Source organism: Pseudomonas sp. IAC-BECa141 (assembly GCF_020544405.1).
GTDB lineage: Bacteria > Pseudomonadota > Gammaproteobacteria > Pseudomonadales > Pseudomonadaceae > Aquipseudomonas.
In genome coordinates this window covers 4,484,445-4,510,394 of the sequence record NZ_CP065410.1, presented here as the reverse complement: position 1 = coordinate 4,510,394, position 25,950 = coordinate 4,484,445, and the positions used below count along the sequence as shown (strand labels likewise).

Here is a 25,950-nt window from a genome sequence, read left to right as displayed (position 1 = left end):
AATTTCCTTTGACATGGGTGGGTGCATCCCTATAATGCTGCGCCTATGTTGAATGACCCGATTCCACCTCACGTTGACCCGCGCAAATTGGCTGACCGTGGCACCACCCTTCAAGGTGAACTGCTGCTGGCCGATTTGAAGAGACTCTGCGACCCGCTTTCCGACGATGTCGGTACGGTGCAGGCAAAATTCGTTTTTGAACGAGATGAACGTAAATCTGTGGTGATCCACAGCTTTATCGACACCGAAGTCAAAATGGTTTGCCAGCGTTGTCTTGAGCTGGTCACCCTGCCGATCCACAGCGAATGCAGTTACGCTGTAGTGAAGGAGGGTGCGAATACCCAGTCGTTACCGAAAGGTTATGACGTGCTGGAACTGGGCGAAGATCCATTGGATCTGCAGTCACTGATCGAGGAGGAGCTTCTGCTCGCCTTGCCCATTGTGCCTGCTCATCATCCGGAAGAATGCCAGCAGCCGGCGGGAGCAGATGAGCCCGAACCGAGCGAGGACGAGGTAACGCGGTCCAACCCGTTCAGTGTATTGGCGCAGTTAAAGCGTGACCCAAACGTTTAGGAGTTAATCAATTATGGCTGTTCAGCAGAACAAAAAATCCCGCTCTGCCCGTGACATGCGCCGTTCGCACGACGCTCTCGAGGCTAGCACTCTGTCTGTAGAAAAAACCACTGGTGAAGTTCACCTGCGTCACCACGTATCGCCAGAAGGCGTATACCGTGGCCGTAAAGTGATCGACAAGGGCGCTGACGAGTAATCACTTGTCCGCTCAAGTCATCGCGATTGACGCAATGGGCGGGGACTTCGGTCCCCGCAGCATTGTTCAGGCCAGCCTTGCTTGCCTTTCTGCTACGCCCTCGCTGCACCTGACCCTCGTCGGTCAACCCTCCCTTCTTGAAGAATTGATCACCGGCCAATCGGCTGCCGATCGCGCGCGCCTGACGATTGTTCCGGCGTCCGAAGTCATCACCATGGACGAAAAACCTGCCCAGGCCCTGCGTGGCAAGCCGGACTCGTCGATGCGTGTCGCCCTCGAGTTGCTGCGTGATGGCAAGGTCCAGGCTTGTGTCAGCGCCGGCAATACCGGTGCGTTGATGGCTCTGTCGCGATTTGTGCTCAAGACCCTGCCCGGAATCGACCGTCCAGCCATGGTCGCGGCGATCCCTACTCAGAAGGGCTACTGTCAGCTGCTCGATCTGGGCGCCAACGTCGATTGCAGCGCCGAGCATCTTTTGCAGTTCGCCGTGATGGGGTCCGTGGCGGCGCAAACGCTGGGCATTGCCCGCCCTCGAGTCGCATTGCTGAATATCGGCACCGAAGACATCAAGGGCAATCAGCAAGTCAAGCTGGCCGCGACGTTGCTGCAGGCTGCCCGGGGCGTCAATTACATCGGTTTCATCGAGGGCGACGGTTTGTATCGCGGCGAGGCGGATGTGGTGGTTTGCGACGGTTTTGTCGGCAATATCCTGCTCAAGTCCAGCGAAGGCCTGGCGACCATGATTGCTGCGCGCATCGAGGCGTTGTTCAAGAAAAACCTGGCATCGCGCGTCGTCGGTGCACTGGCGCTGCCATTGATGAAACGTCTGCAGGCTGATCTGGCGCCGGCGCGACATAACGGCGCAAGCTTCCTCGGTTTGCAGGGTATTGTCGTTAAAAGTCACGGTTCGGCCGGGGTTCAGGGATTTCAGAGTGCCATTCAGCGGGCGCTTATCGAGATTCAGGAGAATCTTCCCGAGCGCCTGCACGGCCGTCTGGAGGATTTGTTGTCTTAGGCGTTTTCGTCGGACAATGCTTAAATGTGACCGCCCGGTTCAAAGGGCCATCCAACTGTCAGTTTCTTGCGTCCCACTAGCGGGATGCCATTTTTCCGACGACAAGATCATTAGGGGCTTGTTACATGTCTGCTTCCCTCGCATTCGTCTTTCCAGGACAGGGTTCGCAGTCCCACGGCATGCTGGCCGAGCTGGGCGCGCAATATCCACTGATCCTCGAAACTTTCAAAGAAGCATCCGATGCTCTGGGCTACGACCTGTGGGCGCTGACCCAGCAGGGCCCGGAAGAGCTGCTTAATCAAACCGACAAAACCCAACCGGCCATTCTGACCGCCTCGATCGCCCTGTGGCGTCTGTGGCTGGCGGAAGGTGGTGCGCGTCCGGCCTTTGTTGCCGGTCACAGCCTGGGTGAATACAGCGCGCTGGTTGCCGCCGGCAGCCTGAGCCTGGCGGACGCGGTGAAGCTCGTCGAGCGCCGTGGCCAGTTGATGCAGGAAGCTGTTCCAGCGGGGCAGGGCGGCATGGCTGCCATCCTTGGTCTGGAAGATGCCGACGTTCTCGCTGCCTGCGCTGAAGCGGCGCAAGGCGAAGTGGTCAGCGCGGTGAACTTCAACTCCCCGGGCCAGGTGGTGATCGCCGGTGCCAAGGCGGCAGTAGACCGCGCCATCGAAGGTTGCAAGGCCCGTGGCGCCAAGCGTGCCATGCCGCTGCCGGTCAGCGTGCCGTCGCACTGTGAACTGATGCGTCCGGCTGCCGAGCGCTTCGCGGAATCCATTGCTGCCATCGACTGGCAGGCACCGCAGATCCCTGTGGTACAGAACGTCAGCGCTCAGGTGCCGGCGGATCTGGAAACCCTGAAGCGTGATCTGCTCGAACAGCTCTACAAGCCGGTTCGCTGGGTCGAGTCCGTACAGACCTTGGCCGCCAAAGGCGCGACCAATCTGGTCGAGTGCGGCCCTGGCAAGGTGCTGGCCGGTCTGAACAAACGTTGCGCCGAGGGCGTTTCGACTTCCAACCTCAATACCCCAGACGCTTTCGCTGCCGCTCGTGCAGCGGCTGTCTGAATCAGGAGAAGCTTGCATGAGTCTGCAAGGTAAAGTTGCACTGGTCACCGGCGCAAGCCGTGGCATCGGCCAGGCTATCGCACTGGAACTGGGCCGTCAGGGTGCCATCGTTGTTGGCACCGCGACTTCCGCTTCGGGCGCCGAGCGCATTGCTGCGACCCTGAAGGAAAACGGCATTCAGGGCGCAGGTTTCGAACTGAACGTCACCAGTGACGAATCGGTCAGCGCAGTGCTGGCGAACATTCAGGAGCAGTTCGGGGCGCCGGTGGCGATTCTGGTCAACAATGCCGGCATCACCCGCGATAACCTGATGATGCGTATGAAAGACGACGAGTGGTACGACGTGATCGATACCAACCTGAACAGTCTGTATCGCCTGTCCAAAGGCGTTCTGCGCGGCATGACCAAGGCGCGTTGGGGCCGAATTATCAGTATTGGCTCGGTGGTGGGTGCCATGGGCAACGCTGGCCAAGTAAACTATGCAGCCGCCAAGGCCGGTCTGGAAGGTTTCAGCCGTGCCATGGCGCGCGAAGTCGGTTCGCGATCAATTACGGTCAACTCGGTAACCCCAGGGTTCATCGACACCGATATGACCCGCGAACTGCCTGAAGCACAGCGTGAAGCCTTGCAGACGCAGATTCCGCTGGGCCGTCTGGGACAGGCTCAAGAGATCGCGTCCGTGGTCGCTTTTCTTGCATCCGACGGTGCGGCATACGTGACCGGGGCTACAATCCCGGTTAACGGCGGGATGTACATGTAATTCAAATGTGACGGATTGCTTCAAAAAAATGTCATACGAGCTGTCTAAAATCCGTTATAAAGCTGCAATCTATTTATAGGCAGAGGGCTCCAGGGTTTGAGGAGTGAAGCTTTCAGTTGAAAAGCTGAAAAGTCTTTCTATACACTTACCCACTGGCCAGCTGCCTGAATTTGTCCATTAGGAGTGAAAACAAGGTATGAGCACCATCGAAGAGCGCGTCAAGAAAATCGTTGCCGAGCAACTGGGTGTTAAAGAAGAAGAAGTGAAGAACGAATCTTCTTTCGTTGACGACCTGGGTGCCGACTCCCTTGACACCGTTGAGCTGGTGATGGCTCTGGAAGAGGAATTCGAGACCGAAATCCCTGACGAAGAAGCTGAGAAGATCACTACTGTACAAGCTGCAGTCGACTACGTTACTAGCCACCAGGCGTAATAGTTTGTAATCGTTGCTTGCTGTCATGGAAAAACCGCACTGCCATCATGGCGTGCGGTTTTTTCTTTAGGCCTGATGCAAAGTCGTCATTTGAAAAAGGAGAGTGCTGTGTCGCGTAGACGCGTCGTAGTCACCGGTATGGGTATGTTGTCGCCACTGGGCACGGATGTGCCGAGCAGTTGGCAGGGCATTCTGGCTGGCCGCAGTGGCATTGGTCTGATCGAACACACCGACCTTTCTGCCTATTCCACCCGCTTTGGCGGCTCGGTAAAGGGCTTCAATGTCGAGGAATACCTGTCGGTCAAGGAAGCGCGCAAGCTCGACCTGTTCATTCAGTACGGTCTGGCGGCCGGCTTTCAAGCCGTACGCAATGCCGGTCTGGAAGTCACCGATGCCAACCGTGAACGCATTGGCGTGGCCATGGGTTCGGGTATCGGCGGTCTGACCAACATCGAAGAAACCAGCCGCACCCTGCACGAGACTGGCCCGCGCCGGATTTCTCCGTTCTTTGTGCCTGGCTCGATCATCAATATGATTTCCGGTTTCCTGTCCATCCACCTGGGTGCACAGGGGCCCAACTACGCCATCGCCACAGCGTGTACCACCGGTACGCACTGCATCGGCATGGCTGCGCGCAACATCATGTACGACGAAGCCGACGTGATGATTGCCGGCGGTGCCGAGATGGCCGCGTGCGGTCTGGGCATGGGCGGCTTCGGTGCTTCCCGTGCACTGTCGACTCGCAATGACGAGCCGACCCGTGCCAGCCGTCCGTGGGACAAGGGCCGTGACGGCTTCGTGCTGTCCGACGGCGCCGGTGCCCTGGTGCTCGAAGAACTCGAACACGCCAAGGCCCGTGGCGCGACCATCTACGCCGAGCTGATCGGTTTTGGCACCAGTGGTGACGCGTTCCACATGACCTCGCCACCCGCCGATGGCGCCGGTGCTGCACGCTGCATCACCAACGCGTTGCGCGATGCGAAGATCAACGTTGATCAAGTGCAATACATCAACGCCCACGGCACTTCGACGCCGGCCGGCGACCTCGCTGAAGCCAACGCGATCAAGTCGGTGTTCGGTGATCACGCCTACAAGCTGGCGGTCAGCTCCACCAAGTCCATGACCGGTCACCTGCTGGGTGCGGCGGGCGCGGTCGAGGCGATCTTCAGCGTGCTGGCGATCAACAGCCAGGTGGCGCCGCCAACCATCAACCTCGATGAGCCGGACGAAGGCTGCGACCTCGACTTCGTGGCGCACACCGCGCGCAACATGGATATCGATGTCGTGCTGTCCAACTCGTTCGGGTTTGGCGGCACCAACGGCACGTTGGCGTTCCGTCGGTTCGCCGGCTGATGGACTGCTGGGTCGACGGTCTGCCGGCTGACGCTCTGTCGCTGAAAGATCGCGGCCTGGCTTACGGCGACGGTCTGTTCGAGACCATCGCCGTGCGAAGTGGTCAGCCGTTGCTGCTGGATCGGCATCTGACGCGTCTGGCCGAAGGCTGTGCGCGTCTGGCCATTGCTGCCGACATCGAGCGGGTTCGCCATGAGCTGCAATCCTATGCCGCCGCGATGGGCGAGGGTGTGCTCAAGCTCATCCTTACTCGTGGTGACGGATTGCGCGGTTATGCGCCGGACCCTTCGGCGCAGGGCCGACGCATTTTGCAAGGCAATCCTCCCGCTGTTTATCCAGCGACCCACGCCGAGCAGGGCGTGCGCCTGTTTCCGTGCAGCACGCGCCTTTCCAGGCAGCCGTTGCTCGCCGGGCTCAAACACCTCAATCGACTGGAACAGGTCATTGCCCGCGCCGAATGGCAGGACAGTGAACATGCCGAAGGTTTGATGCTCGATCAGGCCGGTCGGGTGATTGAAGGCGTGTTCAGCAATCTGTTCATGGTGCGTGACGGTGTGTTGATCACGGCGGACCTGAAACGCTGCGGCGTGGCCGGTGTGATGCGTGCAGAAATATTGTTTCAGGCCGAGTCCCTGGGCATTCCTGTGCAGATCACCGACATCCCCCTCGAACAGCTGCAATGGGCCGATGAGGTCTTCGTCTGCAACAGCGTGTATGGCGTCTGGCCGGTACGCGCCTGTGCTGCTCTGAGCTGGCCGGTTGGCCCGCTCACCCGTAAACTGCAAACCATTGCCCGCGCGCTACTGGATGCCTGATTCGTGAGACGTAAACTTTTGCTGCTGCTGGAAACCGGACTGGTTCTGGCAGGGCTGCTGTTGGGCGCCAGCGCCTGGAAGATTCATTCGGCACTGGAACAGCCCCTGAACATCACGCAGGAAGAACTGCTGGATGTGCCCAAGGGATCCACCCCGACCCGTACTTTTCTTGGACTCGAAGCCGATGGCGTCATCAAGGACGCGTTCTGGCTGCGGGTCTATTGGCGTTTCAATCTCGCCGGCACGCCGATTCACAGCGGTGAATACCGCATGCAGCCGGGCATGACCGTCAACGGTCTGATCGACCTGTGGAAGCGCGGCGATGTAGTTCAGTACAGCCTGACGCTGGTCGAAGGCTGGAACTTTCATCAAGTGCGCGCCGCGCTGGCCAAAGACGAAAAGATCGAACAGACCCTCAATGGCCTGAGCGACAGTGATGTGATGGCCAAAATCGGTCACAAGGGTCTGTTCCCTGAAGGGCGCTTTTTCCCCGATACCTACCGCTTCGTGCGCGGTGTGACCGATGCCGAACTGCTGAAAAAGGCCTTCGATCGCCTCGACGAGGTGCTGGCGAAGGAGTGGGAAAAGCGATCCGCCGATGTGCCTTACACCGAGCCCTATCAGGCGCTGATCATGGCGTCACTGGTGGAGAAGGAAACCGGCGTGCCTCAGGAACGTGGGCAGATTGCCGGCGTTTTCGTGCGTCGCATGGCGCTGGGCATGCAGCTGCAGACCGATCCGACGGTGATCTATGGCCTGGGTGATCGCTACAACGGCAAGCTGACCCGTGCCCATCTCAAAGAAGCCACGCCGTACAACACGTACATGATTCCCGGCCTGCCGCCGACGCCGATCGCCATGGTCGGACGCGAAGCGATTCACGCCGCACTCAACCCGGTGGATGGCACCAGCCTCTATTTCGTTGCTCGTGGCGATGGCAGTCACGTGTTCTCCGATGATCTGGACGCGCACAACAACGCGGTGCGCGAGTACCAGCTCAAGCGGCGCGCGGATTACCGCTCCAGCCCGGCGCCAGCGGCCGCGCCCGAGGCCTCTCCGGCAGGAGAGGAGGCGATTCCTGCCACCTCCCCGATACCGCACCGGAATCGTTGCCGCAACCGCCTGCTCAAGAACCTGCACCGGCGCCTGAACCGGAAGCCTCCGCTCCCCAAAACACGCAATGACTTTGATTAAGGACTGCCTGTGACTGGCTTGTTTATTACCCTGGAAGGCCCGGAAGGCGCCGGCAAAAGCACCAACCGCGAATACCTCGCCGAGCGCCTGCGCGCCGCCGGTATCGAAGTGGTGCTGACCCGCGAACCCGGCGGTACGCCGCTGGCCGAGCGCATTCGCGAGGTGTTGCTGGCTCCGGTCGACGAAGTGATGAACCCGGACACCGAGCTGCTGCTGGTGTTCGCCGCCCGTGCCCAGCATCTGGCTGAAGTCATTCGCCCGGCGCTGGCCCGTGGCGCGGTGGTGCTGTGTGATCGGTTTACCGATTCGACTTACGCCTATCAGGGCGGCGGTCGCGGCTTGTCGCTGGAGCGCATCGCGGCGCTGGAGACTTTCGTGCAGGGCGACCTGCGTCCCGACCTGACGCTGATTTTCGATCTGCCGGTGGAAATCGGCCTGGCCCGCGCCAGTGCCCGTGGTCGTCTGGACCGTTTCGAGCTGGAAGGCCGTGAGTTTTTCGAGGCGGTGCGCAATGCGTTCCTCAAGCGCGCCGAGGCAGATCCTGCGCGGTATGTGCGGATTGACGCCGGTCAGCCGTTGGCCAAGGTTCAACAATCGCTGGATACCTTGATTCCGAACCTGCTGGAGCTGAGCCGTGGCTGAGGCCTATCCGTGGCAGGACAGCCTCTGGCAGCAACTGGCCGGTCGCGCTCAGCACGCCCACGCCTATCTGCTGCACGGGCCGGCCGGGATCGGCAAACGCGCGCTGGCCGAGCGGCTGATGGCCAGCCTGCTGTGCCTGCGGCCGACACCTGAAGCCTGCGGCGAGTGCAAATCCTGCCTGCTGCTCAATGCCGGCAGCCACCCGGACAATTACATCCTTGAACCGGAAGAGGCGGACAAGGCGATCAAGGTCGACCAGGTGCGCGATCTGGTCAGTTTCGTGGTGCAGACCGCGCAGCTGGGCGGGCGCAAGGTGGTGCTGATCGAGCCGGTGGAGTCGATGAACATCAACGCCGCCAACGCCTTGCTCAAAAGCCTTGAAGAACCGTCCGGCGATACCGTGCTGTTGCTGGTCAGCCACCAGCCGAGCCGATTGTTGCCGACCATCAAGAGCCGCTGCGTGCAGCAGGCCTGTCCGCTGCCGAGCGAGTCCATGAGCCTGCAATGGCTGGCTCAGGCATTGCCGGAATGTTCCGAAGACGAACGTGTCGAACTGTTGACCCTGGCCGCCGGTTCGCCGTTGGCCGCTGTCACGTTGCACGGGCAGGGCGTGCGTGACCAGCGCGCGCAGGTTGTCGAAGGCGTGAAGAAGTTGCTCAAACAGCAGCAATCGCCGACGCAACTGGCCGAGGAGTGGAAAAACATTCCGATGCTGCGGCTGTTCGACTGGTTCTGTGACTGGTCGAGCCTGATCCTGCGCTATCAATTGACCCAGGATGAAGCGGGCCTCGGCCTGACCGACATGCGCAAAGTCGTGCAGTATCTGGCGCAGAAAAGTGCCCAGGCTAAAGTGCTCGATATTCAGGACTGGATCCTCGCCCAGCGCCAGAAAGTCCTGAGCAAGGCCAACCTCAATGCGGCGTTGTTGCTGGAAGCGTTGCTGGTGCAATGGGCGAGCTTGCCTGGCCAAAGATAAGAATGTGTACCTAGACTCTGAACATCAGCAGTGGAGGTCAACATGAACGAACCTGTCAGCCCGGGGCCGCGCAACGGCATCTTGTCCCTGACCATCAAGGACAAGTCGGTCCTTTACGCCGCATACATGCCGTTCATCAGGAACGGTGGCCTGTTCATCCCGACCAACAAGAGCTACAAGTTGGGCGACGAGGTGTTCATGCTGCTGAACCTGATGGACGAGGCGGAGAAGATTCCGGTGGCCGGCAAAGTGGCCTGGATCACCCCCAAAGGCGCCCAGGGCAACCGCGCGGCCGGCGTCGGCGTGCAATTCAACGATGGCGACAACACGGCGCGCAGTCGCATTGAAACTCATCTGGCCGGAGCCCTGAAGTCCGACCGTCCCACTCATACGATGTAAGTTGCAGTCCTTTTTATGCTCGTAGATTCCCATTGTCACCTTGATCGCCTCGACCTCGCCGCTCACGACGGTTCCCTGGATGCCGCGCTGGATGCGGCCCGTCTGCGCGGAGTCGGGCATTTCCTGTGCATCGGCGTCAGTGCCGATAACGCGGCCGACGTCAAAGCCCTGGCCGAGCGTTACGAGGACGTCGATTGTTCGGTCGGCGTGCATCCTTTGGATGTTCAGCCGGGCGCGGCGCCGGCGCTGGACTGGCTGCTGCACGAGCTCAATCACCCGAAAGTGGTGGCGATCGGCGAAACCGGTCTGGATTACCACTACGAGCCGGAAGCCGCTGAATTGCAGCAGGAGTCGTTCCGTCTGCACCTGCAAGCCGCCCAGCAGACCGGCAAACCGGTGATCATCCACACCCGTGGCGCCCGCGCCGATACGCTCGAGCTGCTGCGCGAAGCCGCGTTACCCCAGGCCGGCGTGCTGCATTGCTTCACCGAAGATTGGGACATGGCCAAGGCCGCGCTGGACATGGGTTACTACATTTCCCTGTCGGGCATCGTCACCTTCCGCAACGCCGATGCGTTGCGCGATGTGGCGAGCAAGGTTCCGGCCGATCGCCTCTTGGTGGAAACCGATTCGCCGTACCTGGCGCCGATCCCGTATCGCGGCAAACCGAACCTGCCGCAATACGTGCGGGAAGTGGCAGAGTTTCTGGCGATGCTGCGCGGCGAGAACTATGAGCGTTTTGCCGAGCAGACCACCGAGAACTTCAAGCGATTGTTTCCGCTGGCGAATGTAAAAGCCTGAATCGCAGGCAAAAAAAACCCGGGTTCTGGGGGTGAATCCGGGTTAAGACCATTAGGAGTAAAACAAAGGCACGCGGTCCCTTGGTACCTTTACCGGCGCGACACTTGGGGGAGATGTCGCCCGACAGTTCAAGTATTGATCAGTCTGGCGTTCAGTCCAGTTGGCCGGTCGGGGTTTTTAAACAAATTTGGAATACGTTCGCTTCGGTTATGTTCTCATTCCCCCCGAAACGTTCGTGAAATGAACAAGAAACACAGATATGGTCGGATGATCCGTGCATTTTTGCGCAAGTTAGGCATAATACGCGGCTTCGAATTTTGACCCCTACAGACCTTTTCTTATGCACAAAGAACCTCGTAAGGTCCGTGAGTTTCGTCGCCGCGAGCAAGAAATTCTCGATACCGCGCTCAAGCTGTTCCTCGAACAAGGTGAAGACAGTGTCACCGTCGAGATGATTGCTGATGCCGTGGGTATCGGCAAAGGCACGATCTACAAGCACTTCAAGTCCAAGGCCGAGATCTATCTGCGCCTGATGCTCGATTACGAGCGCGACTTGAACGAGCTGTTGCATTCGGCCGATGTCGACAAGGACAAGGAAGCGCTGTCCCGTGCCTACTTTGAATTCCGCATGCGCGATCCGCAGCGCTATCGTCTGTTCGATCGCCTGGAAGAAAAAGTGGTCAAGGGCAATCAGGTGCCGGAGATGGTCGAGGAACTGCACAAGATCCGTGCCTCGAACTTCGAACGCCTGACGCTGCTCATCAAGGGCCGCATCAGCGAAGGCAAGCTCGAAGACGTGCCGCCGTACTTCCACTACTGCGCATCCTGGGCGCTAGTGCACGGCGCGGTGGCGCTGTATCACTCGCCGTTCTGGAGCAATGTGCTGGAAGATCAGGAAGGTTTCTTCCAGTTCCTGATGGATATCGGCGTGCGCATGGGCAACAAGCGCAAGCGCGACCCGGAAACGCCAAGCAGCTGAATCATTCAGTCGCCTTATGCGCCGTGTTTTTCATTACATGGCGCAGTACCGCAGGAATATACTCAGGCATAGGGCTTGCTAAAACTTGAATTGTGAGTCAAGTTTTAGCCGCTCGATTTTCCATCGCCGGAGTGCTTCATGATCGTTGACCGTCAAGGCAGGCGTTTTCGCAATTTGCGGATCAGTCTGACTTCAGCCTGCAATTACGCTTGTACCTACTGCGTGCCAAACGGCAAGCGGCTGGTGGCTGCGCAGGATGAACTGTCGGCCGAGGCCATGGCGCGCGGCGTGGCTTATCTGATCGAAGCCGCCGGCATCGAGCGGCTGCGCATCACCGGCGGCGAGCCGCTGGTCAGCCCCAAACTCGAATCTTTCATGAGCGCCGTCGGCAAGTTGGGCCTGGAAGACATCAGCCTGACCACCAACGGCCAGCTCCTGGCAAAAAAACTCCCGTTGCTGGTCGATGCCGGCCTGCGACGCATCAACGTTTCCCTCGATACCCTGGACGCCGGCGCGTTCCGCAGCATTGCCCGTGGCGGTGATCTGGCCACCGTGCTGGACGGCATGGATCAGGCGGCCGCGGCGGGGATGAAGATCAAGGTCAACATGGTGCCGTTGCGCGGACAGAATCTCGACCAGGTGATGCCGCTGCTCGATTACTGCCTCGAGCGTGGTTTCGAGCTGCGCTTCATCGAGCTGATGCGCATGGGCCACCTGGCCACTGACTCCAACGCCTTTCTGCAACAGTTCGTCAGCCTGCAACAACTGCTGAGCCTGATCGGCGAGCATTACGAGTACGCGCAAACCGACGCGCCGGTGGACGCCACGGCGGTTCGTTATGCGATTCCCGGTCGGGGTAACTTCGGCGTGATTGCCAACGAAAGCGTGCCGTTCTGCCGAACCTGCTCGCGCCTGCGCCTCTCGTCCACCGGATGGCTGCATGGTTGTCTGTCGTCGAGCAACCGCCACTACGTCGGTGACCTGCTCGACAAACCACGTCACGAGGCGCTACCGGCGCTGCAGCGACTGCTGGTCAAGGCGCTGGGTGACAAACAGGAAGTCGCATTCTCCGGCGGCGCCACCGTCATGAAGATCATCGGCGGCTGAGTCCTTCGCCACAAAAAGCCCTGTTTCAAAGCGGATACCTGCGCATTTCCAAGGACTGGCGCAAAAGCTGCATCCTACGGCCATTCGCCGGTTTTCCGTCACCGGCTTCTGGAGGATTAGGATGCGTAGCCTGGTTTTGCTGCTGGCCGTTTTGGCGCTGGGCGGCTGTATGACTGTCAGTGACATGGCCGAAGGGACTCGCTACCAGATGAGCGACGCGGGCTTGCTGGACCACAGCGACAGCCGTCGCGTAAACAATTTCCGCATTCAGCCGGATTCGTTCATCTACATTGCGCAAGGCTCGTTCGCACCGCCGGGCGGTTCTTACCCGCGTCCCAACGTGGTGGCCGAAGAGGCCTTCAAAGGCTTCGTCGAATACTTCCCAATGGTCCGCCGCGCCCGTGCGCCGGAAGGCCTTGACCAGGCGATGGGCGAGGCCCGCGACGCCGGTGCCCACTACCTGCTGTACACGCGTTTCGCCAAGGCCGACGACCGCATCGGCAACTCCGATGAGTGGCTGGATCAGGAAGCCGTGGATCGTCTCGGCATCGACGGCGGCGTGATTCAGATCATGTTGATCGAGACCAGCACCCAGTATTTGATTGATACTGCACGGATCAAGAGTCGTGGCGGTTTACTGACGTTCCACGACAACAAACCCGAAGACCTGATCGGCCCACCGCTTGCGCAGTACGCGCGCAGCCTGCTGGGCGTCGGGGACCAGTAATTCAAGGAGTACGCCATGAGTGGCCCGCAAAAAGCCAATGACCTGCTGGGGCAAATCCCCAAAACCAAAGGCTTGCCGCCGGTGCACTTGTGGAACCCGGATTTCTGCGGCGACATCGACATGCGCATCGCCCGCGACGGCACCTGGTACTACCTGGGTACCCCGATCGGGCGCAAGCCGATGGTCAAGCTGTTCTCCACGATCATCCGCCGCGATGGCGATGACTATTTCCTGATCACTCCAGTAGAGAAAGTCGGGATCAAGGTCGACGACGCGCCGTTTGTGGCGATTGCCGTCGAGGTGGAAGGCGAGGGCGAGGCGCAACGGCTTCGCTTCACGACCAATGTCGATGAAACCACCGAAGCCGGCGCGGAACATCCGATCCGCGTCGAGATTGATCCCGCAACGCAAGAACCCGCGCCCTACGTGCATGTGCGCACCAATCTCGAGGCGCTGATCCACCGCAACGTGTTCTACCAATTGGTCGAGCTGGCAGTCAGCCGTGAAATCGATGGCCAGCGCTGGCTCGGCGTCTGGAGTGGCGGCGAGTTCTTTCGTATCGGCCTCGAACCTTGAAAAACCGCAGTCTGTGGAAGCAGGCTGCGGTTTTTTGTCGTTGACTCTCAATCGTATGATGATTAGCTTAGGCACCCACAGCGAACGGCTTCGGGGTGTCCATGTCGAGCAGTTTTCACGCATCAACGGTTGACTGGCTGGGCGCCTGGATTGCCGCCGGCCAGGTCAAACCGGGGCAGGCGATCAAGGTCGAGGCCGATCTGGGCGAGCAGCTCGGGGTCAGCCGCACCGTGATCCGCGAAGCCATCAAGACCCTCGTCGCAAAAGGGATGCTGGAAGTCGGGCCGAAAGTCGGCACGCGAGTGCTGCCGATCAAGCGCTGGAACCTGTTCGATCCGCAAGTCGTCGGCTGGCTGTCACGCAGCGGCCTGCCGGAAAACTTTGTCGATGACTTGCTCGACCTGCGCCGCACCATCGAGCCGATGGCGGTGCGCTGGGCCTGTGAGCGGGCGACCGTCGAACAGGTGCAAGCCGTGCGGCAGGCCTACAACGCGCTGGAGCGGGCGGTGGACAGCGGCATCGATTACAACCGCGCCGACCAGTTCTTCCACGAATGCATTCTCGCTGCCAGCCACAATCAATTCATCGAGCAGATGGTGCCGGCCCTCGGCGCGTTGCTCGCGGTGTCCTTCGAAGTTTCTGCGGCCGACCCCGATGAATTGCGCCGCACTCTGCCCATCCATAAAGACATGGCCGACGCCATCGCCGCCCGGGATGCCGCGCGCGGTGTATGGGCCTGCATGACCCTGATCGACAATGCCGACCTGGCCATCAAGCGGTTTTACCCGCAGGTAATGGCCGACAAAAAGCCAGCTGACAAAAACAACAAGACAGGAGGTTGCATGACGTGGACTGCGGTGACAGAGCATCGGGCGCAACTGGGCGAGGGACCGTTCTGGGACGCACCGACCCAGGCGCTGTATTGGGTCGACATTGCCGGCAAGCAGGCGCTGCGGCTGATCGGGCAGAACGTGCAGATCTGGCAGATGCCGGAGCACGTTTCGGCGTTCATTCCCTGCGCCAGCGGCGACGCACTGGTGACCCTGAGCAGCGGCGTCTACCGGCTCGATCTGGATTCCCCCGGACTTGAGCCGCGACTGACGCTGTTCTGCGTCGCCGATCCGCAACCGGGCAACCGCGCCAACGAAGCACGTTGCGATGGCCAGGGCCGCTTGTGGCTCGGCACTATGCAAAACAACATCGGCGAACGGGGCGAGGATCTGCCGATCACTCGACGTTCCGGCGGGCTGTTCCGGATTGATCCGGATAAAAGGGTCACGCCATTGCTGCGCAACCTGGGCATTCCCAACACGCTGCTCTGGAGTGACGACGGCACCACGCTGCTATTCGGCGACAGCCTCGACAGCACGTTGTACCGCTATTTCATTCACACCGACGGCAACCTCGACACTGCTCAGCCTTGGTACAGCGCCGATCAGCACGGTGGCCCGGACGGTTCGGCGATGGACGCCGAAGGCTACGTGTGGAACGCCCGCTGGGACGGCAGTTGCCTGCTGCGTTTGACGCCGGATGGGCACATCGACCGCAAGATCGACCTGCCGATCAGTCGCCCGACCAGTTGCGTATTCGGCGGCGCAGACCTGAAAACCCTTTACATCACCAGCGCCAAAAGTCCGCTGAACCATCCGCTGGACGGTGCCGTGCTGTCGCTGCAGGTGGATGTTGCCGGAAAGCTGTGTACGCGATTTGCCAGTTAAATCCCAAAATATGGGACGCAAAATTATATATTGAGATTATTTGGCGGTCGGGTTTATAGTCGGCTCCAGCAGTAACACGCACTCACACTTAAAAAGAACAAAACAGGTGAAGTGATGCAGCGAATTTCCATCGCACTCCACAGCGGAGTCAGCGCTTCGGGCCGTTCCGGTTCCGCGGCGTGCGCTCGCCTGTTTTGTTCCAGAAGCCTTCCAGACCGGACATCGTCAGATGCCCGGTTTTTTTATGCTTTCGAACAGGAGTCCTGATTCATGGCTGAACCTCTGTCCCTGCCACCAGTGCCCGAGCCGCCGAAAGGTGAGCGCCTGAAAAACAAGGTTGTGTTGCTGACCGGCGCCGCCCAAGGCATCGGCGAAGCGATCGTCGCAACCTTCGCCTCCCAGCAGGCCAAACTGGTGATCAGCGATATCCAGGCTGAAAAGGTCGAGAAAGTCGCCGCACACTGGCGCGAGCAGGGCGCCGATGTGCAAGCGATCAAGGCCGACGTATCGCGTCAGGAGGATCTGCACGCCATGGCCAGACTGGCCATCGAACTGCACGGTCGTATCGACGTGCTGGTCAACTGCGCCGGGGTCAACGTGTTCCGCGATCCGCTGGAGATGACCGAAGAAGACTGGAAACGCTGTTTCGCCATCGACCTCGACGGCGCCTGGTATGGCTGCAAGGCCGTGCTGCCGCAGATGATCGAGCAAGGCATCGGCAGCATCATCAATATTGCCTCGACCCATTCCACGAATATCATTCCCGGCTGCTTCCCGTACCCGGTGGCCAAGCACGGCTTGCTCGGACTGACCCGCGCGTTGGGCATCGAGTACGCGCCGAAGGGCATTCGCGTCAACGCCATTGCCCCTGGCTACATCGAGACCCAGCTCAACGTCGATTACTGGAACGGTTTCGCCGATCCGCACGCCGAACGCCAGCGCGCCTTTGATCTGCATCCACCGAAACGCATCGGTCAGCCGATTGAAGTGGCGATGACCGCCGTGTTCCTGGCCAGCGACGAAGCGCCGTTCATCAACGCCTCGTGCATCACCATCGATGGTGGTCGCTCGGTGATGTACCACGACTGAAAAAGCGGATTTCAGGCGGGAACGTCTGCCTGAAATCCAATCATCATACGATATGACTATTGTCGTCATGATTTGCGGCAAACGCTTCGACCGCTGTAACGCTTTTCAAATAACGCTCAAGAAAAATAACAAGGAGTCTGCTTATGAAACGTCGTTTCGGGATTCGTACCCTTTGCAGTACCGCGCTGGCGGTTACTGCGTTCAGCCTGAGCAGTTCGCTGCTGGCCGCTGACCCTGTGAAAATCGGTTTCCTGGTCAAGCAGGCCGAAGAGCCATGGTTCCAGACTGAATGGGCCTTCGCCGAGAAAGCTGCCAAGGACAAAGGCTTCGAGCTGATCAAGATCGCCGTGCCGGACGGCGAGAAAACCCTCTCGGCCATCGACAGCCTTGCGGCCAACGGCGCCAAGGGCTTCGTCATCTGCCCGCCGGACGTGTCCCTCGGCCCTGCGATCATGGCGAAGGCCAAGCTCAATGATCTGAAAGTCATTGCCGTCGACGACCGTTTTGTCGACGCCAATGGCAAGTTCATGGAAGACGTGCCGTACCTCGGCATGGCCGCGTTCGAAGTCGGCCAGAAGCAGGGCGCTGCCATGGCCGCCGAGGCGAAAAAGCGTAACTGGGACTGGAAGGACACCTACGCGGTGGTCAACACCTACAACGAACTCGACACCGGCAAGAAACGCACCGACGGTTCGATGAAAGCGCTCGAAGACGCCGGCTTGCCGAAAGAGCACATCCTGACCGCCGCCCTGAAAACCCTCGACGTACCGGGCAGCATGGACGCCACCAACTCGGCGCTGGTCAAGCTGCCGAGCGCGGCGAAGAACCTGATCATCGGCGGTATGAACGACAACACCGTGCTGGGCGGCGTGCGCGCCACCGAAGCCGCCGGGTTTGCCGCCGCCAACGTGATCGGTATCGGCATCAACGGCACCGACGCCATCGGCGAGCTGAAAAAGCCCAACAGCGGCTTCTACGGTTCGATGCTGCCGAGCCCGCACATCGAAGGCTACAAGACTGCCGAGATGATGTTTGAGTGGGTCACCACCGGCAAGGAACCACCGAAGTACACCGCGATGGACGACGTCACTCTGATCACCCGCGACAACTTCAAGCAGGAGCTGGAGAAGATCGGCCTGTGGAACTGACGGCAGCGGCGGCCCGGGCAGCCGGGCCGCTTGAACGGTGTGATGAGGTGGCTTAAATGCACGCGCAAGTACAGACACAAGAACACAGCGCCAGTGGCAGCCTGCGTTTCAACGGGATCGGCAAGACCTTTCCGGGCGTGAAGGCGCTGGACGGCATCAGTTTCGTCGCGCACCCGGGGCAGGTTCACGCCCTGATGGGCGAGAACGGCGCCGGCAAATCGACCCTGCTGAAAATCCTCGGCGGCGCCTACATCCCGAGCAGCGGCGAGTTGCAGATCGGCGAGCGGACGATGGCCTTCAAGTGCACTGCCGACAGCATCGGCAGCGGCGTGGCGGTGATTCACCAGGAGCTGCATCTGGTGCCGGAAATGACCGTGGCCGAGAACCTGTTCCTCGGTCATCTGCCGGCCAGTTTCGGCTTGATCAATCGCGGCGCGCTGCGTCAGCAGGCCTTGGCTTGTCTCAAGGGTCTGGCCGATGAAATCGACCCGCAGACCAAGGTCGGACGCCTGTCCCTCGGCCAGCGACAACTGGTCGAAATCGCCAAGGCACTGTCCCGTGGCGCCCATGTGATTGCTTTCGACGAACCGACCAGCAGTCTCTCGGCGCGGGAAATCGACCGCTTGATGGCGATCATCGGCCGACTGCGCGACGAGGGCAAAGTGGTGCTCTACGTCTCCCATCGCATGGAGGAAGTGTTCCGTATCTGCGACGCGGTGACGGTGTTCAAGGACGGTCGCTACGTGCGCACTTTCGACGACATGAGCCAGCTGACCCACGATCAACTGGTGACCTGCATGGTCGGGCGCGACATTCAGGACATCTACGATTATCGCGGCCGCCCGCGCGGTGCCGTGGCGCTGAGAGTCGATGGTTTGCTCGGCCCGGGCCTGCGGGAGCCGATCAGTTTCGATGCGCACAAAGGCGAGATTCTGGGCCTGTTCGGGCTGGTCGGGGCAGGGCGCACCGAGTTGTTCCGGCTGCTCAGCGGTCTGGAGCGAAACACCGCCGGACGCCTGGAATTGCGCGGCCATGAACTGAAGCTGCGGTCGCCTCGCGATGCGATCGCCGCCGGGATTCTGCTGTGCCCGGAGGACCGCAAGAAGGAAGGCATCATTCCGCTGGCGAGCGTCGCCGAAAACATCAACATCAGCGCGCGCGGCGCGAACTCCGGGCTCGGTTGCCTGCTGCGCGGGATCTGGGAAAAGGGCAACGCCGACAAACAGATCAAGGCCCTGAAAGTGAAAACGCCCCACGCCGGGCAACAGATCAAGTTCCTGTCCGGCGGCAATCAGCAGAAGGCGATTCTCGGCCGCTGGCTGTCGATGCCGATGAAAGTCCTGCTGCTCGACGAGCCGACCCGGGGCATCGACATCGGCGCCAAGGCCGAGATCTACCAGATCATCCATAACCTGGCCGCCGATGGTATTTCGGTAATCGTGGTGTCCAGCGATCTGATGGAAGTGATGGGCATTTCCGACCGCATTCTGGTGCTGTGCGAGGGCGCCCTGCGTGGCGAAGTCAGCCGCGACCAGGCCAACGAATCCAACCTGCTGCAACTGGCTTTGCCGCGCCACCGCGCTGACGGCGTGGCGAACTGAGAGGTGACTATGATGACAACCCAAAACGAAACCCTGCCGACCGCGCGCAAACCTCTGGATATGCGGCGCTTCCTCGATGACTGGGTCATGTTGCTGGCGGCGGTGGGGATTTTTCTCGCCTGCACTTTGCTGATCGACAACTTCCTCTCGCCGCTGAACATGCGTGGCCTGGGCCTGGCGATTTCCACCACCGGCATCGCGGCATGCACCATGTTGTACTGCCTGGCGTCGGGGCATTTCGACTTGTCGGTAGGCTCGGTGATTGCCTGCGCCGGGGTGGTTGCGGCGGTGGTGATGCGCGATACCAACAGCGTGTTCCTCGGCGTCAGCGCCGCGCTGGTGATGGGCCTGATCGTCGGCTTGATCAACGGCATTGTGATCGCCAAGTTGCGGGTCAATGCGCTGATCACGACGCTGGCGACCATGCAGATCGTCCGTGGCCTGGCTTACATTTTTGCCAATGGCAAAGCGGTGGGGGTGTCCCAGGAATCGTTCTTCGTGTTCGGTAACGGCCAGTTGTTCGGCGTGCCGGTGCCGATCCTGATCACCATTGTCTGCTTCCTGTTTTTCGGCTGGTTGCTGAACTACACGACCTACGGGCGCAACACCATGGCCATCGGTGGCAACCAGGAAGCGGCTCTGCTGGCGGGGGTGAATGTTGATCGCACGAAGATCATCATCTTCGCGGTGCATGGTGTAATCGGTGCGCTGGCGGGGGTGATTCTGGCGTCGCGGATGACGTCCGGGCAACCGATGATCGGGCAGGGTTTCGAGCTGACGGTGATTTCGGCTTGCGTGCTGGGCGGGGTTTCGTTGAGCGGCGGGATCGGGATGATCCGGCATGTGATTGCCGGGGTGTTGATTCTGGCGATTATCGAGAATGCGATGAACCTGAAGAATATCGACACGTTTTATCAGTATGTGATTCGGGGTTCGATTCTGCTGTTGGCTGTGGTTATCGACCGACTCAAGCAACGGTAATCCGCAATACCCTGTGGGGAGCGAACTTGCTCGCGATAGCGGTAGATCCGGCACGTTGATGTCGGATGCGCAGGCCTTATCGCGAGCAAGCCAGCTCCCACAGTTCACCTTTTCTAACGAACCTTCCGTCACTCCCGGATAAATACTCCTTGCTCGTCCTGTCTTGTTTCGGTTATCAATTTGTACATGATTAGACAGGTACGATTTGACAAGAAACAACGGGTGGTCGACGAACTCGTCCGACGCATCGAAAGCGGCCTCATGGAGGACGGCTTTCTGTTGCCTGGCGAGCATCAGTTGGCTCAGGAATTCAACGTCAGCCGAGGCACGTTGCGCGAAGCGCTGGCCGAATTGAAGCGGCGCAATTACATCGCCACGCAAAGCGGGGTCGGCTCGATCGTCACATTTGACGGGATGGTGCTCGATCAGCGCAGCGGCTGGGCCCAGGCCCTGGCCGACAGCGGGGCGATGATCAATACCGACGTGTTGCGTCTGGAAGCCGTGACTCGCGCGGATCTGCTTGCGCGTTTCGGCTCCGATCAATTCATTCTTCTCGAACGTCGCCGCCGTTCCAACGATGGCACGGCGGTGTCCCTTGAACGCTCTCTGATGCCCGCCTCCGGAGGCCTGGAAAGCTTGCCGCGGGTCGGCCTGATCGACAATTCCCTGACCATCACCCTGGCCGCTTACGGCTATATCGGCGAGCGCGGCGATCAATGGATCGGCGCCGAACCGCTCAACGCGGTGGACGCCGAACTGCTCGGTCGTCCGGAAGGCACGGTGTTCCTCAAGGCATTGCGCACCACCTACGACCGGCAGAACCGTTTCATGGAACAGGTCGAAAGCCTGCTCGACCCGGTGCATTTTCGTCTGCACCTGCAATTCGGAGAATCGAAATGACCGCCCTTGACCGTGCCTTGGGCGCGTTTTACGGCCTGGCCCTCGGCGATGCGCTGGGGATGCCGACGCAATCCCTGAACCGCGAAACCATCAGGCAGCGCTTCGGCCAGATCACCGATCTGCAAGACGCCGGCCCGTTGCAACCGATTGCCGCGAACATGCCCAAGGGCTCGATCACCGATGACACCGAACAGGCGATTCTGGTCGGCGAATTGCTGGTCGAAGGTCGCGGCCGGATCGAGCCGGCGGTGCTGGCGCAACGGCTGATCGAATGGGAAGCCGAGATGCAGGCCAAGGGCTCGCAGGACTTGCTCGGCCCGTCGACCAAACGTGCGATCGAAATGATCCTCGCCGGCCATTCGCCGGAAGAGGCCGGGCGCTATGGGACCACCAACGGCGCAGCGATGCGCATCACCCCGGTGGGAATCGCGGCGGATGTCGCCAACCCCGAGCGCTTTATCGCGGCGGTGGTGCAAGCGTGTCAGGTCACTCACAACACCACACTGGGGATTTCCAGCGCGGCGGCGGTGGCGGCGGTGGTCTCGGCCGGCATCAACGGCCTGGATCTGGGCGAGGCGCTGAACCTCGGTCAACAGATTGCCCAGCAAGCGGAAGCGCACGGGCACTGGGTGGCCGGCGGGCGCATCGCGTCGCGGATCAGTTGGGCGCGCAGCATCAGTGTCGAGAGCGATCCGGTGTTGCTCGCGGATCTGCTGTACGACGTGATCGGCACCTCGGTGGCCTCGCAGGAATCGGTGGTGGTCTCGTTCGCCCTCGCGCAGCAAGTCGCGGTCGGTGAAATGACGCCGTTCGATGCGCTGTGCATGGCCGCGAGCCTGGGGGGGGACACCGACACCATCGCCGCGATTCTCGGCGCCATGCTCGGGGCCTGCCTGGGCCTGCAGAGCTGGCCGGCACCGATGATTGAAACGGTGAAGGCCGTCAACGATCTGGAGCTTGAGCCGTTGGTGACAGGGCTGTTGGCCTTGCGCTGATTGAACTGACGCCTTCGTCGGATCGCCGCCCGGAGCAAGCTCGCTCCCACAGGGACAGTGCAATCTCAAGGTTCGCTTCGAACCTGTGAGAGCTGGCTTGCCAGCGATGGGTGCACCACAAGTCTTGAATAATCACCCGCAATGGATCGCGCAGACAGGCCCAGGAAGGGCGGGATGTCTAGTCGTTCTGCGTCATTGCCACAACCACAATAAAGGCAAACAGGAGCATTTTTCATGAGTTCATCGAACGCCGGGCAAAGTGTCGGGCAACTGGAAACCCGGGGCATCGAACCGGTGCCGGAAGGCGAGTGCAACGGCCATCCGCTGCAACTGTTCTGGGTCTGGTTTGCTGCCAATATTTCCATCCTCGGCCTGCCGCTGGGCGCCACGCTGGTTGCGTTTCGCGGCCTGGCGATCTGGCAGGCGATCATTGTCGCGATCCTCGGCGCTGCCGGTTCGTTCGCGGTAGTGGGGATCATCTCGATTGCCGGCCGTCGCGGTCGTGCGCCGAGCCTGACCCTGTCGCGGGCGATCTTCGGGGTGCGCGGCAATATCGGCCCGACGCTGGTGTCGCTGATGTCGCGCCTGGGCTGGGAAACCGTCAACACAACCACGGCGGCGTTTGTGCTGTTGTCGTTGTGCTCGATCCTGTTCGGCTCGCCGGTGGAAGCCAAAAGCGCACCGGTGCTGACTTTGATCTTCATCGCGATTTTCGTGCTGCTGACCTTGTCGGTGTCCGGCCTGGGCCACGCCACTTTGCTGGTGATCCAGAAGTGGGCGACTTACGTGTTCGGCGCGCTGAACATTCTGGTCGGTGGCTTCCTCTGCGCGACCATCGACTGGAGCGCGGTGTTCAACGCCACCCCGGCGCCGATGAGCGCGATGATCATCGGTATCGGCACCATGGCGGCCGGCACCGGGATCGGCTGGGCAAATGCCGGCGCCGACATGTCGCGTTATCAGCATCGCAGCGTCAAAGCCGTGCGCCTGGTCGCTTCTGCAGCGTTCGGCGCGGGGATTCCACTGGTGCTGCTGATTACCCTCGGCGGCCTGTTGTCGGTCGGCAACAACGACCTCGCTTCGGCGACTGACCCGATCGTGGCGATCCGCGACATGCTGCCGACCTGGATGGCCGTGCCGTACCTGATCACCGCGTTCGGCGGTCTGTTGCTGTCGAACAACCTGTCGGTGTACTCCGCCGGTTTGACCACGCTGACCCTCGGCCTGAAGGTCAAGCGCGTGTACGCGGTGGTGGTCGATATCGTTGCGATTTTCGCCGGTTCGATCTACTTCATGCTGATCGCCGACAGTTTCTACGGCCCGTTCATCACCTTCATTTCGTTGCTGGCCGTGCCGATCACCGCATGGGTCGGGATCTTCGTGGTCGATCTGATTCATCGTCACTACTACAGCCCCAAAGACCTGCTCGACGTCAGCCCGAGCAGCGCCTATTGGTACAACGGCGGCATCGAGTGGCGCGCATTCGGCGCGTGGGCGATTGCGATTGTGCTGGGCTTCAGTTTCACCACCATCGGCACCACGGCTGAAAACGTCTGGTTCAAGGGCTTCCTGTCCGACTCGTGGCTGGGCCACAACGGCCTCGGCTGGATTGTGACGTTCGTGGTCGCCGGCGGCATTTACTTCGTACTCGGCGGGGCGAGAGATCGCCGCGCTGCGCAATCCGAGAATGCTCATGCCTAAGATGTTGCACACCGGCCAGGTCATCATCGACCTGGTCATGGCCGTGGATGCGCTGCCGCCAATCGGTGGTGACGTGCTGGCGCAGTCCGCCAGTTTCGAAGCTGGCGGCGGCTTCAATGTAATGGCTGCCGCTGCGCGTAATGGCATGCCGGTGGTCTATCTCGGTCGCCACGGTAATGGTCGTTTCGGCGATCTGGCGCGCCAGGCGATGAACGCCGAAGGCATCCGCATCGGCATCGAACAGCCTGCAGCACGCGACACCGGCATCTGCGTGGCGCTGACCGATGCGTCGGCCGAGCGCAGTTTCATTTCCTACATCGGCGCTGAAGGTGAGGTCACGGCGGCGGAGCTGAACAGCGTCGCCGCCGAGCCGGGGGACTACGTCTACGTCAGCGGCTACAGCCTGCTGCACAGCGGCAAGGCCCAGGCGTTGCTGGACTGGACGCTGGCGTTGCCGAGGGCGATCAACGTGGTGTTCGATCCGGGGCCGCTGGTGGAAACTCCGGACTCATCGATGATGCAGGCGTTGTTGCCGCGCATTGATGTGTGGACCAGCAACCGCGTCGAGGCGTTGCGCTTCACTGGCGCAACGGACATCGAAACCGCGCTGGAACGATTGACCGTGCACCTGCCGCAGGAAGTGCTGATGGTCGTGCGCGACGGCCCGCAAGGTTGCTGGATTCATCAGCGGGGCGAACGCCAGCACGTACCGGGTTTCAAGGTACAAGCCGTGGACAGCAATGGCGCGGGTGATGCGCATGCCGGCGTGTTCATGGCCGGGTTGGCGCAGGGACTGACCGCTCACCAGGCCGCAAGGCGCGCTAACGCTGCGGCTGCATTGGCCGTCACCCGATGGGGCCCGGCGACCGCTCCTGGCACTGCCGAGGTTGATGTGCTGATCAGCAAAAAATGCACTGACTGAACGCTCGCAATCGCTGGCAAGCCAGGTCCCACAGGTTTCAGTAGGGGGCGCAGTTTTTGCGGGCCCTTTGATTTCTGTAGGAGCTGGCTTGCCAGCGATAAGGCCTTCAGCCGTTACATCCAGTCTGGACCTAGCCGGCTCTGCGCAACGCCGCAATCAACTCATCTTTGCGCATCGACGAACGCCCAGGGATTTTCCGCTCCCGGGCCTCCTTGCGCAGGCTCTCGACCGTTTGCACTTCGCGTGAAGCCTTGCTATCGCGCGAATGTCCCTCACGGCTTACTGTCGCGCGTCGCGCCGATTCCTTGCGATCGTCGGCCTTGGCGCTGGCAGGTTTTCGGCGTCCGGAGCCACCGGCTTTCTCGCCTCCGCCAGACTGTTTGTTTACCGTCGCCCAGGCTCGCGCTTCAGCTTCGTCCTTCGGAACGCCTTTCTGTTCATAGCTGTCTTCGATGTGCGCGGCCTTGCGCTTTTGCTCGGCGGTGTATTTGGCTTTGCTTCCACGAGGCATGGCAGGTCTCCTGGTGGCTGGATGAATCTCGGAATGACCGGCGCAGGCAATGCATCCGAACACTGCTTGCGCCAGTGACCGGAAGCGTCAGTTATCGAGCTTACGCGCCGCTTCCACACCTGCAGCGCTGAGCTTGATCGGCAGATTCAGCGAATGCTCTCCCGCTTCATTGCAAGTGATGTGGCCGTGGTGAATCAGTCCACGCTCCTGCAGGGCGGCGAGGGCACCGGCCACGACTTTCTCGCCGCGATAATTGTCCAGCACCTCTTTGCCGAGGCCGCTTGGGTGGGCATGCAACAGGCGGGTGAGGACTTCTTTTTCCAGGTTTTTATCGACGTTCATGGTTACCTCTTCAGGGAAGTGGATAAGACACGTTGCGTGGATGAAGCACGGATCACTGTCCTGCGCCTTCAGAGCCCGAACCACCCGTGGTGGTTTTCGAGCCGACGCCGGGACCGGCGTTGTCGGGGGCGGCCGGAGCGTCGGGGGTGTTCATCCCGCCCTGGCGGCCGGGATCGCTGCCCTGGGTGCGAGGATCGGTTCCCGTTGCGGGTGGCTGGTTGATCAGCGGTACACCCGAACCATCGGTATTCATACCGGGGGCACTGTTGATGGCGGGTGCTCTGGGCTGGGTGACCGGATCGGTCGGCCCGGTGCCGGCGACGGTGGTCGAGGCGGCGAATGCCGCAGGGCTGAGGAGGGTTGCGAATACGAGCGCAGTCAACCTTGACGGGATCATAGGGTGTCTCCAGTGATTGAAATCCTTACCTCATG

The 25,950-nt window shown here is 60.7% G+C and carries 28 protein-coding genes and 2 pseudogenes; 27 read left to right on the top strand and 3 right to left on the bottom strand.

Annotated elements, in window-relative coordinates:
• Positions 1-45: 45 nt before the first annotated feature.
• The 27 genes and pseudogenes from I5961_RS20605 (at position 46) to I5961_RS20475 (ending at position 24,665) form a co-directional block, all read left to right on the top strand.
• Entirely contained in the window at positions 46-573 is a 528-nt protein-coding gene (locus tag I5961_RS20605; protein ID WP_003204262.1) for a YceD family protein, read from the top strand.
• Between the two features lie 13 nt (positions 574-586).
• Complete coding sequence (gene rpmF / locus I5961_RS20600) at positions 587-769, top strand: 50S ribosomal protein L32 (protein ID WP_003179396.1); 183 nt, start codon at positions 587-589, stop codon at positions 767-769.
• A gap of 4 nt (positions 770-773) precedes the next feature.
• On the top strand, positions 774-1,784 hold the full coding sequence (gene plsX, locus I5961_RS20595) for a phosphate acyltransferase PlsX (protein WP_085704742.1): 1,011 nt from the start codon (positions 774-776) through the stop codon (positions 1,782-1,784).
• 125 nt (positions 1,785-1,909) lie between these two features.
• A complete protein-coding gene (fabD, locus tag I5961_RS20590; RefSeq protein WP_227233221.1) occupies positions 1,910-2,848 on the top strand; it encodes an ACP S-malonyltransferase in 939 nt (312 codons plus the stop codon).
• Positions 2,849-2,864: 16 nt separating this feature from the next.
• Positions 2,865-3,608, top strand: a complete 744-nt coding sequence (gene fabG, locus I5961_RS20585) for a 3-oxoacyl-ACP reductase FabG (protein WP_085696992.1) — start codon at positions 2,865-2,867, stop codon at positions 3,606-3,608.
• A gap of 196 nt (positions 3,609-3,804) precedes the next feature.
• Positions 3,805-4,041 carry an acyl carrier protein gene (gene acpP / locus I5961_RS20580; RefSeq protein ID WP_085696991.1) on the top strand — a complete coding sequence of 79 codons (237 nt, stop codon included), beginning with the start codon at positions 3,805-3,807 and terminating at the stop codon, positions 4,039-4,041.
• A gap of 108 nt (positions 4,042-4,149) precedes the next feature.
• Positions 4,150-5,394, top strand: a complete 1,245-nt coding sequence (gene fabF, locus I5961_RS20575) for a beta-ketoacyl-ACP synthase II (protein WP_038860467.1) — start codon at positions 4,150-4,152, stop codon at positions 5,392-5,394.
• Entirely contained in the window at positions 5,394-6,209 is an 816-nt protein-coding gene (gene pabC, locus I5961_RS20570; protein WP_227233219.1) for an aminodeoxychorismate lyase, read from the top strand. Before fabF ends, pabC begins: the two co-directional genes overlap by 1 nt.
• Before the next feature lie 3 nt (positions 6,210-6,212).
• Positions 6,213-7,393 (top strand): annotated as a pseudogene (gene mltG / locus I5961_RS20565) (endolytic transglycosylase MltG).
• Positions 7,394-7,412: 19 nt separating this feature from the next.
• Positions 7,413-8,045: a dTMP kinase gene (gene tmk / locus I5961_RS20560; protein WP_085696988.1), complete on the top strand. Its 633-nt coding sequence runs from the start codon at positions 7,413-7,415 to the stop codon at positions 8,043-8,045.
• A complete protein-coding gene (locus I5961_RS20555) occupies positions 8,038-9,021 on the top strand; it encodes a DNA polymerase III subunit delta' (RefSeq protein ID WP_085704736.1) in 984 nt (327 codons plus the stop codon). The genes tmk and I5961_RS20555 overlap by 8 nt, the downstream gene beginning before the upstream one ends.
• A 42-nt stretch (positions 9,022-9,063) precedes the next feature.
• The gene (locus tag I5961_RS20550; protein ID WP_085704734.1) at positions 9,064-9,420 is read left to right on the top strand and encodes a PilZ domain-containing protein; all 357 of its coding nucleotides are present in this window, start codon (positions 9,064-9,066) and stop codon (positions 9,418-9,420) included.
• 15 nt (positions 9,421-9,435) lie between these two features.
• A complete protein-coding gene (locus I5961_RS20545) occupies positions 9,436-10,221 on the top strand; it encodes a TatD family hydrolase (RefSeq protein WP_085704732.1) in 786 nt (261 codons plus the stop codon).
• A gap of 340 nt (positions 10,222-10,561) precedes the next feature.
• Entirely contained in the window at positions 10,562-11,200 is a 639-nt protein-coding gene (locus tag I5961_RS20540; protein WP_007950805.1) for a TetR/AcrR family transcriptional regulator, read from the top strand.
• A gap of 138 nt (positions 11,201-11,338) precedes the next feature.
• Positions 11,339-12,307, top strand: a complete 969-nt coding sequence (locus I5961_RS20535; RefSeq protein ID WP_227233218.1) for a GTP 3',8-cyclase MoaA — start codon at positions 11,339-11,341, stop codon at positions 12,305-12,307.
• Positions 12,308-12,428: 121 nt separating this feature from the next.
• A complete protein-coding gene (locus I5961_RS20530; RefSeq protein WP_007950810.1) occupies positions 12,429-13,034 on the top strand; it encodes a DUF4823 domain-containing protein in 606 nt (201 codons plus the stop codon).
• Between the two features lie 15 nt (positions 13,035-13,049).
• Entirely contained in the window at positions 13,050-13,610 is a 561-nt protein-coding gene (locus I5961_RS20525; RefSeq protein WP_085696984.1) for a DUF1285 domain-containing protein, read from the top strand.
• Positions 13,611-13,711: 101 nt separating this feature from the next.
• A pseudogene (locus tag I5961_RS20520) lies at positions 13,712-14,419 on the top strand (FadR/GntR family transcriptional regulator); the annotation flags it as partial.
• 33 nt (positions 14,420-14,452) lie between these two features.
• Positions 14,453-15,328, top strand: a complete 876-nt coding sequence (locus I5961_RS20515; RefSeq protein ID WP_227235624.1) for an SMP-30/gluconolactonase/LRE family protein — start codon at positions 14,453-14,455, stop codon at positions 15,326-15,328.
• Between the two features lie 270 nt (positions 15,329-15,598).
• Positions 15,599-16,417 (top strand): SDR family oxidoreductase, encoded by an 819-nt coding sequence (locus I5961_RS20510; protein ID WP_085696982.1) that lies wholly within the window; start codon positions 15,599-15,601, stop codon positions 16,415-16,417.
• A 143-nt stretch (positions 16,418-16,560) separates the two neighbouring features.
• Positions 16,561-17,565 carry a substrate-binding domain-containing protein gene (locus I5961_RS20505; protein ID WP_085696981.1) on the top strand — a complete coding sequence of 335 codons (1,005 nt, stop codon included), beginning with the start codon at positions 16,561-16,563 and terminating at the stop codon, positions 17,563-17,565.
• Between the two features lie 56 nt (positions 17,566-17,621).
• Positions 17,622-19,166, top strand: a complete 1,545-nt coding sequence (araG, locus tag I5961_RS20500; protein WP_227233216.1) for an L-arabinose ABC transporter ATP-binding protein AraG — start codon at positions 17,622-17,624, stop codon at positions 19,164-19,166.
• 12 nt (positions 19,167-19,178) lie between these two features.
• Positions 19,179-20,147 carry an L-arabinose ABC transporter permease AraH gene (gene araH, locus I5961_RS20495; RefSeq protein ID WP_085697229.1) on the top strand — a complete coding sequence of 323 codons (969 nt, stop codon included), beginning with the start codon at positions 19,179-19,181 and terminating at the stop codon, positions 20,145-20,147.
• 186 nt (positions 20,148-20,333) lie between these two features.
• On the top strand, positions 20,334-21,047 hold the full coding sequence (locus I5961_RS20490) for a GntR family transcriptional regulator (RefSeq protein WP_085704720.1): 714 nt from the start codon (positions 20,334-20,336) through the stop codon (positions 21,045-21,047).
• Positions 21,044-22,042 (top strand): ADP-ribosylglycohydrolase family protein, encoded by a 999-nt coding sequence (locus I5961_RS20485; RefSeq protein ID WP_085696978.1) that lies wholly within the window; start codon positions 21,044-21,046, stop codon positions 22,040-22,042. The genes I5961_RS20490 and I5961_RS20485 overlap by 4 nt, the downstream gene beginning before the upstream one ends.
• 234 nt (positions 22,043-22,276) lie before the next feature.
• Positions 22,277-23,743, top strand: a complete 1,467-nt coding sequence (locus I5961_RS20480; protein WP_227233215.1) for a purine-cytosine permease family protein — start codon at positions 22,277-22,279, stop codon at positions 23,741-23,743.
• Positions 23,736-24,665 carry a PfkB family carbohydrate kinase gene (locus I5961_RS20475; RefSeq protein WP_227233213.1) on the top strand — a complete coding sequence of 310 codons (930 nt, stop codon included), beginning with the start codon at positions 23,736-23,738 and terminating at the stop codon, positions 24,663-24,665. Before I5961_RS20480 ends, I5961_RS20475 begins: the two co-directional genes overlap by 8 nt.
• A 130-nt stretch (positions 24,666-24,795) precedes the next feature.
• Here the strand turns inward: I5961_RS20475 and I5961_RS20470 are convergent, their stop codons facing one another.
• The 3 genes from I5961_RS20470 to I5961_RS20460 all read right to left on the bottom strand — a co-directional run bounded on the left by I5961_RS20470 (position 24,796) and on the right by I5961_RS20460 (position 25,915).
• A complete protein-coding gene (locus I5961_RS20470; RefSeq protein WP_227233212.1) occupies positions 24,796-25,176 on the bottom strand; it encodes a Rho termination factor N-terminal domain-containing protein in 381 nt (126 codons plus the stop codon).
• Between the two features lie 87 nt (positions 25,177-25,263).
• Positions 25,264-25,518, bottom strand: coding sequence for a hypothetical protein (locus I5961_RS20465; protein WP_227233210.1), 255 nt, complete (start codon positions 25,516-25,518; stop codon positions 25,264-25,266).
• 52 nt (positions 25,519-25,570) lie between these two features.
• On the bottom strand, positions 25,571-25,915 hold the full coding sequence (locus tag I5961_RS20460) for a hypothetical protein (protein ID WP_227233209.1): 345 nt from the start codon (positions 25,913-25,915) through the stop codon (positions 25,571-25,573).
• Between the last annotated feature and the right edge of the window lie 35 nt (positions 25,916-25,950).

Coding starts and splice junctions, on each gene's coding strand:
- I5961_RS20545 (WP_085704732.1), top strand. CDS start 9,436: ATGCTCGTAGATTCCCATTGTCACCTTGATCGCCTCGACCTCGCCGCT.
- I5961_RS20525 (WP_085696984.1), top strand. CDS start 13,050: ATGAGTGGCCCGCAAAAAGCCAATGACCTGCTGGGGCAAATCCCCAAA.
- I5961_RS20515 (WP_227235624.1), top strand. CDS start 14,453: ATGACGTGGACTGCGGTGACAGAGCATCGGGCGCAACTGGGCGAGGGA.
- fabD (WP_227233221.1), top strand. CDS start 1,910: ATGTCTGCTTCCCTCGCATTCGTCTTTCCAGGACAGGGTTCGCAGTCC.
- I5961_RS20530 (WP_007950810.1), top strand. CDS start 12,429: ATGCGTAGCCTGGTTTTGCTGCTGGCCGTTTTGGCGCTGGGCGGCTGT.
- I5961_RS20505 (WP_085696981.1), top strand. CDS start 16,561: ATGAAACGTCGTTTCGGGATTCGTACCCTTTGCAGTACCGCGCTGGCG.
- fabG (WP_085696992.1), top strand. CDS start 2,865: ATGAGTCTGCAAGGTAAAGTTGCACTGGTCACCGGCGCAAGCCGTGGC.
- I5961_RS20550 (WP_085704734.1), top strand. CDS start 9,064: ATGAACGAACCTGTCAGCCCGGGGCCGCGCAACGGCATCTTGTCCCTG.
- I5961_RS20480 (WP_227233215.1), top strand. CDS start 22,277: ATGAGTTCATCGAACGCCGGGCAAAGTGTCGGGCAACTGGAAACCCGG.
- rpmF (WP_003179396.1), top strand. CDS start 587: ATGGCTGTTCAGCAGAACAAAAAATCCCGCTCTGCCCGTGACATGCGC.
- I5961_RS20540 (WP_007950805.1), top strand. CDS start 10,562: ATGCACAAAGAACCTCGTAAGGTCCGTGAGTTTCGTCGCCGCGAGCAA.
- I5961_RS20490 (WP_085704720.1), top strand. CDS start 20,334: ATGATTAGACAGGTACGATTTGACAAGAAACAACGGGTGGTCGACGAA.
- I5961_RS20510 (WP_085696982.1), top strand. CDS start 15,599: ATGGCTGAACCTCTGTCCCTGCCACCAGTGCCCGAGCCGCCGAAAGGT.
- I5961_RS20465 (WP_227233210.1), bottom strand. CDS start 25,518: ATGAACGTCGATAAAAACCTGGAAAAAGAAGTCCTCACCCGCCTGTTG.
- I5961_RS20605 (WP_003204262.1), top strand. CDS start 46: ATGTTGAATGACCCGATTCCACCTCACGTTGACCCGCGCAAATTGGCT.
- acpP (WP_085696991.1), top strand. CDS start 3,805: ATGAGCACCATCGAAGAGCGCGTCAAGAAAATCGTTGCCGAGCAACTG.
- I5961_RS20535 (WP_227233218.1), top strand. CDS start 11,339: ATGATCGTTGACCGTCAAGGCAGGCGTTTTCGCAATTTGCGGATCAGT.
- I5961_RS20485 (WP_085696978.1), top strand. CDS start 21,044: ATGACCGCCCTTGACCGTGCCTTGGGCGCGTTTTACGGCCTGGCCCTC.
- araG (WP_227233216.1), top strand. CDS start 17,622: ATGCACGCGCAAGTACAGACACAAGAACACAGCGCCAGTGGCAGCCTG.
- I5961_RS20460 (WP_227233209.1), bottom strand. CDS start 25,915: ATGATCCCGTCAAGGTTGACTGCGCTCGTATTCGCAACCCTCCTCAGC.
- I5961_RS20470 (WP_227233212.1), bottom strand. CDS start 25,176: ATGCCTCGTGGAAGCAAAGCCAAATACACCGCCGAGCAAAAGCGCAAG.
- pabC (WP_227233219.1), top strand. CDS start 5,394: ATGGACTGCTGGGTCGACGGTCTGCCGGCTGACGCTCTGTCGCTGAAA.
- araH (WP_085697229.1), top strand. CDS start 19,179: ATGACAACCCAAAACGAAACCCTGCCGACCGCGCGCAAACCTCTGGAT.
- I5961_RS20475 (WP_227233213.1), top strand. CDS start 23,736: ATGCCTAAGATGTTGCACACCGGCCAGGTCATCATCGACCTGGTCATG.